The following is a 732-nucleotide window of genomic DNA, read 5'->3' as shown; positions in this document are numbered from 1 at the left end:
GCCTGGCACCCGAGGTCATCAGACTGGCCAGCGATCCCGCAGATGCCGGCTATCGCCGGCTCACTGCAATGCGTGCCCTGAATGCGATCGGGACGGAAGCCGAGATCGATGCGGTGCGCCAGGCGGTCCTGGCGGAGCCAGGGGATCTCGACCGGCGGCTGCTGTCCGAGTTGATCTCGGGCTTGCCTGGCACACCGGCGAGCGTCAGCTGGTTGCTCGCGGCGATCGGGCGTGCGGCGCCGAAAAAGAAGCACGCCGTCGACCATCTGTCGCATGAGCTTGCCGCCTATGTGGGGCGGAGTCCGGTCATCGACCCGGCCCTCGTGGTCGGCCTGGAGGCGCTGCTATGCACCGCGCCGATGCTCAGCAACCTGAGTAACCAGGTCTCGCAGCGCTTCGAGTGGGTGCTAGTCGCGGCCTCGCGGGCGGTGGATCGGCTGATCCGGGAGCGTGACCCCATCGTGTTGACGCCTGCGGCTCACAGCATCATCCGCCGAGTGAGCACCGCTCGCAGCCACCAGAGTGACGTAGTGTCAGGGGAGAAGGAGACGTTCGCCGAAATGGTCCCGGTGTGGCCGGAGCTCAATCGGGCGCAGTTCTGGCATGATGTCGAGCAATTGCGGGTCCGCCAGGCCGCAAAGAGCGGGCCGCGGGTCATCGACTGGTGGCGGCCGGCAAACTATGGTGCGGCCTGGAAGTTCGGCGCCGGCGATTTCGACTATACGGTAGAGG

The 732-nt window shown here is 66.7% G+C and carries 1 protein-coding gene; it reads left to right on the top strand.

The window, feature by feature from the left end:
- On the top strand, nucleotides 1-732 hold a 732-nt coding region (locus EN749_RS38090; protein WP_210214771.1), incomplete at both ends, for a hypothetical protein.

Source organism: Mesorhizobium sp. M7A.F.Ca.ET.027.02.1.1 (assembly GCF_004022985.1).
Classification (GTDB): domain Bacteria; phylum Pseudomonadota; class Alphaproteobacteria; order Rhizobiales; family Rhizobiaceae; genus Mesorhizobium.
The sequence above is the reverse complement of the archived record's forward strand: the minus strand, read 5'-3'. Positions and strand labels throughout refer to the sequence as shown.